Origin of the sequence: Streptomyces sp. CBMA291 (genome assembly GCF_014596525.1) — a bacterium.
GTDB lineage: Bacteria > Actinomycetota > Actinomycetes > Streptomycetales > Streptomycetaceae > Streptomyces.
The window spans coordinates 84,833-90,956 of record NZ_MSJP01000085.1; the positions used below are offsets into that span (position 1 = coordinate 84,833).

At 74.7% G+C, this 6,124-nt stretch carries 6 protein-coding genes and 1 tRNA gene; 5 read left to right on the forward strand and 2 right to left on the reverse strand.

The annotated features are described in order from the left end of the window. The first annotated feature begins 1 nt into the window (after position 1). From BU197_RS21040 to BU197_RS21060, 5 genes are read left to right on the forward strand one after another with little or no spacing between them, the layout of a single operon-like run. Positions 2–922, forward strand: a complete 921-nt coding sequence (locus BU197_RS21040) for a branched-chain amino acid transaminase (RefSeq protein ID WP_188269846.1) — start codon at positions 2–4, stop codon at positions 920–922. Beyond that, positions 919–1,707, forward strand: coding sequence for a hypothetical protein (locus tag BU197_RS21045; RefSeq protein ID WP_188269847.1), 789 nt, complete (start codon positions 919–921; stop codon positions 1,705–1,707). The genes BU197_RS21040 and BU197_RS21045 overlap by 4 nt, the downstream gene beginning before the upstream one ends. After that, positions 1,704–3,098 (forward strand): MFS transporter, encoded by a 1,395-nt coding sequence (locus tag BU197_RS21050; RefSeq protein ID WP_188269848.1) that lies wholly within the window; start codon positions 1,704–1,706, stop codon positions 3,096–3,098. The genes BU197_RS21045 and BU197_RS21050 overlap by 4 nt, the downstream gene beginning before the upstream one ends. After that, positions 3,095–4,372 carry an ATP-grasp domain-containing protein gene (locus BU197_RS21055; protein WP_188269849.1) on the forward strand — a complete coding sequence of 426 codons (1,278 nt, stop codon included), beginning with the start codon at positions 3,095–3,097 and terminating at the stop codon, positions 4,370–4,372. Before BU197_RS21050 ends, BU197_RS21055 begins: the two co-directional genes overlap by 4 nt. Before the next feature lies 1 nt (position 4,373). Beyond that, entirely contained in the window at positions 4,374–5,444 is a 1,071-nt protein-coding gene (locus tag BU197_RS21060) for an alpha-hydroxy acid oxidase (RefSeq protein WP_188269850.1), read from the forward strand. Positions 5,445–5,466: 22 nt separating this feature from the next. Here BU197_RS21060 and BU197_RS21065 read toward each other — a convergent pair whose 3' ends face one another. Together BU197_RS21065 and BU197_RS21070 are read right to left on the reverse strand one after the other, a co-directional pair. Further along, a complete protein-coding gene (locus tag BU197_RS21065; RefSeq protein ID WP_188269851.1) occupies positions 5,467–5,604 on the reverse strand; it encodes a hypothetical protein in 138 nt (45 codons plus the stop codon). 233 nt (positions 5,605–5,837) lie between these two features. After that, a tRNA-Ala gene (locus BU197_RS21070) sits at positions 5,838–5,911 on the reverse strand. Positions 5,912–6,124 lie beyond the last annotated feature (213 nt).

Below are 6,124 nucleotides of genomic sequence, written 5' to 3' on the forward strand. Positions count from 1 at the left end.
CATGCCACTGACCCCGACCCCGTTCATCTGGATGGACGGCGAGCTGGTTCCCTGGGACGACGCGAAGGTGCACGTGCTCACGCCGAGCCTGCACTACGGATGGGGTGTCTACGAGGGCATCCGCGCCTACGCCACGGCCTCCGGCCCGGCCGTGTTCCGGCTGCGCGAGCACATCGCACGGCTGCGCGACTCGGCGCGCGTGTACCTGATGGAGCTGCCCTGGACCGACGAGGAGCTGGTCTCCGCGGTGCTCGAACTGGTCCGGATCAACGGCCACGAGTCCTGCTACATCCGCCCCATCGCCTATCTGGGCTACGGCGAGATGGGCGTGGCACCGCAGCTGGACTCGGTGCGGATGTCGATCGCGGTGTGGCCCTGGGGCTCGTACCTCGGCGACAAGGCCGAGACGGAGGGCTGCCGGCTGATCGTCAGCAACTGGCAGCGCAACTCGCACCAGACGGTGCCGCCGCTCGCCAAGGCCACCGGCGCGTACGTCAACAGCGCCCTCGCCAAGGTGGGCGCGCTGCGCGCCGGATACGACGACGCGCTGATGCCGACCGCGACCGGGCACATCGCGGAGGCCTCGGCCGCCAACCTGTTCCTGGTGCGCGGCGGCGCCCTGGTCACGCCGCCCGTCAGCGACGGGATCCTGCCCGGCATCACCCGCGACAGCGTCATCACCATGGCCCGTGACCTGGGCCTGGTGGTGACGGAGCGGAGCGTCCCGCGCAGCGAGGTCTACATCGCGGACGAGGCGTTCCTGACCGGGACCGCCGCCGAGATCGTGCCGGTGGCCTCGGTGGACGAGCGCCCGGTGGGCGCGGGCGGCGTCGGCCCGGTGACCAAGCAGCTGCGGGACCTCTTCCGTGACGTGGTCGGCGGCCGGCACGACGGGTACGCGCACTGGCTGGAGCGCGCGTGAGCTGCCCGGAGGCGACCGGGGCGGCGGAGGCGACCGCCGCCCTGGAGGACGCGACCCGGCGGCTGCGGGCGGTACTGGACGCTCCGGAGGCGGCCGAGACCCGTCCTGCCGGTGCCGGTCCTGCCGGTGCCGACGCCCGGCGGGCCTCGCTGGACGAGGAGCTGTGCGACCGGCTGATCGACCTGGCCGCCGCCCGAGCCTGGGCGGCGGACCGGGCGACCGCGCGGGACCCGGCGGCCGGCGTACTGCGCGGGTGCGCGCTGTGGGCCGTGGCGACGGACACCGCACGCGTCCTGGCCATGACCGGAACGGACCGGCCCGCGAGGGGCGCCACCGTGGCGGCGCACGGCCGGGTGGCGGACCTGGTCACCGCGCTGGCCGGGGCCGAGGTCTACGACGGGGTGCGCGACCGGCTGCGCACCGCGCTGGGCCCGCGCCCGGCCGGGCGGGCCGCCGCCGCCTGGGAGATCGCCGAGTCCGCGCTGTCGGGCCTGGGCACCACCCGGGACGAGTGGGTCGGGGCCGACCCGGCGCACACCGCCGCGGGCGGCTGGGTGCTGGTGGACCGCGTCGGCAGGCTCGCGCTGGGCGCGGCCCTGCTGTCGGCCGCCCCGGCGTACCCGGCCGAACAGGCCGAGACCTGCGTCAACGCGGCCCGCCGGTACACCTGGAACCATCTGCGCCAGCCGCCCCCGGAGGCCGCCACGGCCGTCCACGTACGGCGCACCGCCGACCTGGTCGACTGGATCGCCGGGTCCGCGCCCGTGGAACGGAGCCGCGCGTGAGCGGGCGGTCGAGCACCCCGGAGGAGGGGAAGCCGGTGACGGAGGAGGAGGGGCCCGGGTCCGGCCGGATCGCGGGCCTGCTGCTTGCCATCCTGCCCAGGACACCGGCGGGACGGCGCCTCGCGGCCGGGGCGGCGGTCGACTCGGTCGGCTCGGGCATGTTCCTGGCCGCCTCCACCCTGTACTTCGTCACGGTCGTCGGCCTGCCCGCCTCCCGGGTCGGCCTGGTGCTGTCCCTCGCCGCGGTGGCCGGGCTGCTGAGCCCCGTACCGCTCGGCAGACTGGCCGACCGCGTGGGTCCGGTGCGGGTGTACGTCGCCCTGCTGATGCTGCGCGGCCTCGGCTACGCCGGATTCGCCCTGATCGACGACTTCTGGCCGTACGCCGTGCTCACCTGCGTACTCACGGCCCTGGACCGGGGCTGTTCTCCCCTCCAGCAGGTGGTCGTGGGCATCGTCGAGGGCGGGCGGAACCAGACCCGGACGATGGCCTCCATCCGCTCGGTGCGCAACATCGGTCTGACCGGGGGCTTCCTGCTCGCGGGCGCGGTCCTGGCGATCCAGGAGCGGGCGGCGTTCGTCGCGCTGTTCCTGGCGAACGCCGTGACCTTCTGGGTGATCGCCGTCGTGGTGGAGCAACTGCGCCGCCGTCTCCCGGCCGCGCCTGCGGCGTCCCCCGCGCCCCCGGCGGACGCCGCCGGGCCGGCCGCGTCCGAGCCTCGGCCCACGGCGGTCCGCAGCCCCTTCCGGGACCTGCGGTTCATGCTCTTCACCCTCTCCAACGGCGTGCTGTCCCTGCACGACTCGGTGCTCTTCGTCCTCCTGCCGCTGTGGCTGACCACGGCCACCGACGCGCCGTCCTCGGCGGTCTCGGTCCTGCTCGCGGTCAACACCGTGCTGACCGTGCTGCTCCAGGTGTACGTGGCCCGGTTCGCCGAGACCACCGCGGCAGCCCTGCGGCTCATCCCGGTCGCCCTCGTCCCGCTGCTGGTCTCGTGCGCGGCGTTCGCCGGTGCCGAGCACGTTCCGATGTGGCTCGCGGCGGGCGGGGCGGTGCTCGCCGTGGTGCTGCTGACGGTGGGCGAGAACCTGCACTCGATCGCCGTGTGGAACCTGTCCTACGAGCTGTCGCCCGCCTCGGCCCGGTCCCGCTACCTGGCCACCTTCAGCCTGGGCCTGACCGGCCAGCAGATCGTCGGCCCGGTCCTGATGACCAGCGTGCTGCTGCCGTTGGGCACGGCGGGCTGGGCCCTGCTCGCCGCGGTGTTCGCCCTGGCCGCCGTGGTGGTGAGGGTCACCGGCGCACCCCGCGCGACCCCCGCCCCCGCCCCCGCGCCCTCTGCCTCTTCTTCCTCCTCCTCTTCCGGTTCTCCCAGCGAGGTGACCCCATGACAGAACACGTGCTGATCGTCGGCGGAGGCAGGGAAATCCCCGGCCTGATCCGCGACGCGGGCGGCCCCGACGTCGTCACGACCATCCTGTGCCGGATGGACTTCGTCCCCAAGGTCCGCGAGCCCGGACGGCACGACCGGGTGCTGGCCCTGCGCTCCGACGCCCCCGACGCGGAGTGGATCGCGCTGGCCGCGGCCGTCCACGCGAGGCAGCCCTTCACCCGTGTGGGCACCTTCGGCGAGCGGGACCAGGACCGGGCCGCGGCGGTCGCCGCCGCCCTCGGTCTGCCCTGTCACTCGCCGGAGACCATCGCCCGTGTCCACGACAAGGAGGCGATGCGTCGGCGGCTGGCGGAACTCGGCGTGGACGAGACCCCGGGCGGGCGGGTCGCCGACGTGGCCGAACTGCGGTCCTTCCTGGCCCGGCACGGCACTCCGTGCGTGGTCAAGCCGGTGCGGGGAGCGGGCAGCTTCGGCGTCTCCGTGGTCCGTGACCTCGACGGGGCGGAGGCGGCCTTCGCCCGCGCCTCGGCGGACTTCGAGGTCATCCCGGACGCGGGCGTCCTCGTGGAGCGGTTCCACGAGGGGCCGCAGTTCAGCGTCGAGGCCTTCTCGGAGGACGGCGAGCACGAGATCCTCGCCGTGACGCGGAAGTTCTCCGACCCGGTGGGCTTCGTCGAACTCGGCCACGTCGTGCCCGCCGAGCTGTCCCCCGAGCAGACGGACGCGGTGCACGGGTACGTACGGCGGCTCCTCGACGCCCTCGGCATCGCGTACGGCGTCACCCACACCGAGGTCGTGCTGACGGCGGACGGGCCCCGGGTCATCGAGACCCACGTCCGGCTCGCCGGGGACGAGATCCCCTATCTGGTGCACGATGTCACCGGAGTCGACCTGGTGGACTGCGTGGTGCGGCAGACGCTGGGCCTGCCGGTGCTCGCGGACATCCGCAGGACCCTGGCCGACCCGTCGGTGGACAGGAGCCCGGAGGCGATCTGGTTCGCCGTCCCGCGGGCGCGCGGCACCCTCGCGCGGATCGGCGGCCTGGACGAGGCCGCCGACCGACCCGGCGTGGTGACCGCCGAGGCCCTGCTCGGCGCCGGGGACGTGCTGGGGGACCTGGACAGCTCGGAGTCCCGGGCGGCCTTCGTGCGCGCCCGGGGTGCGGACGCGGCCGAGGCCGTGGAACGCGCCCGGCAGGCCGTGGCGGCGCTGGAGTTCGAGGTGACGGTGTCCGGTGACGGCGCGGCCGGCGGCTCGGGAGACTGGATCTGACATGACGGGCTCACGGGAACCCTCCGGTCCGGCGGGCGTCGGCGTCCGGGCGTCGGAGGAGCTGGCCGAGCGGGCGCGCGGGGTCCTGCCGAGGGCCGCGTACGAGTTCTACTCCGCCGGTTCGGACGAGGAGATCAGCGCGGGCGAGGCGGTGGCGGCCTGGCGCAGCCGACGGCTGCTGCCTCGGGTGCTTCGCGACGTCTCGTCCGTCGGGACGGGCGTCGACCTGCTGGGCACCCGACTCGCCTCGCCGGTGCTCGCCGGTCCGACGGCTTTTCACCGGATGGCGCACGACGAGGGCGAGACGGCCACGGCGGCGGGGGTCGCCGCGGCCGGTTCGCTGCTCGTGCTCTCCTCCCGTGCGACCCGTCACCCGGAGGACGTCGCCGCGGTGGCCGGGCCCTGGTGGTACCAGGTGTACTGGCTGCGGGACGCGGAGATCACCCGCCGTCAGGTCGACCGGGCGGTCGCCGCCGGTGCGCGGGCCCTGGTCCTGACGGTCGACGCCCCGTACGTGCCGCCCCGGGCGACTTCGGGGCTGCCGCTGCCCCTGCCCGACGACGACGAGCTGTGCCGTGCGGTGGGCATCGGCACCCGGTCGCCCGGCTGGGAGCAGGACCCTTCGCTCGGTCTGGACGCCATCGGCGGGCTGCACCGGATGTCCGGGCTTCCGGTCCTGGTCAAGGGGGTGTTGCGGGCCGACGACGCCAGGGCGTGCGTGGCCGCGGGCGCGGCGGGGGTGATCGTCTCGAACCACGGCGGCAGGCAGCTGGACCGTGCGGTGTCCTCGGCGGACGCCCTCCCCGCCGTGGCTGCGGCGGTGGGCGCCGAGGTCCCGGTCCTCGTCGACGGCGGCATCCGCACCGGCACCGACGTGCTGGTGGCCCTCGCCCTGGGCGCTCGGGCCGTCCTGCTCGGCCGCCCCGTCGTCTGGGCCCTGGCCCTCGGCGGCGCCGGGGGCGTCACCGCACTCCTGGACTCGTACCGTGCCCAACTCGCCACGTCGATGGCCCTCGCCGGTTGCGCCCGGCTCGCGGACATCGACGGGGATCTGCTGTACGGAGGGACCTGACCCTTCGGGGGGGGGGAACGGCTCAGGCGTCCTGGAGCCGGCGGCGGATCCCGCCGATCGCGGGGTTCCGGTCCAGCTCCGGACAGCGGGCGCTCAGGTCGTCGACGAGGTCGCGGAGGAACACGACGGCCGCCGCGTGGAACTCACCGTAGGGCACCACACCGCGGGGGCCGCCCTCCTCCCGGATGTGGACCAGGTCCCCTTTCCGGTGGAACGCGTACTCTCCGGCTCCCTCCGCGGCGGAATGCCCCGCACGCGGTAATCGAGCTCGATCACTCCCACGGCCTCCCTCCGGCACGGCCGAACGCCTCAAGGGGTGCCGCCGTCGAAATCGTCCCCGGAACGGCGAAAATCCCGCCCGATCTTTCGATCGGACGGGATTCCCGTTGTCTGTGGACCTGTGGGGATTTGAACCCCAGACCCCCTCGATGCGAACGAGGTGCGCTACCAGACTGCGCCACAGGCCCTTGCGACGTGTGAAACATTAGCACCCCGACCGGCCCAGACAGAAATCCGGGCCTTCGCAGGTCAGCCTGGGGGTGTCACTCGTTGGCCGCGCGGGGGCGGTCGTCGTCCGCGTACTGGTCGAAGAGGGGGGTGCGGCCGCGCCGGGGCGGGGCCTCGCGGCGGCGGGGGGCCGGGGGCGGGGTGGGCGCCGGGTCGGCCGCCGTGGAGGAGCG

What these genes read in the sequence shown, in the direction of transcription:
- BU197_RS21060 (WP_188269850.1), top strand. Translation starts at nt 4,374, where the DNA reads ATGACGGGCTCACGGGAACCCTCCGGTCCGGCGGGCGTCGGCGTCCGG.
- BU197_RS21040 (WP_188269846.1), top strand. Translation starts at nt 2, where the DNA reads ATGCCACTGACCCCGACCCCGTTCATCTGGATGGACGGCGAGCTGGTT.
- BU197_RS21055 (WP_188269849.1), top strand. Translation starts at nt 3,095, where the DNA reads ATGACAGAACACGTGCTGATCGTCGGCGGAGGCAGGGAAATCCCCGGC.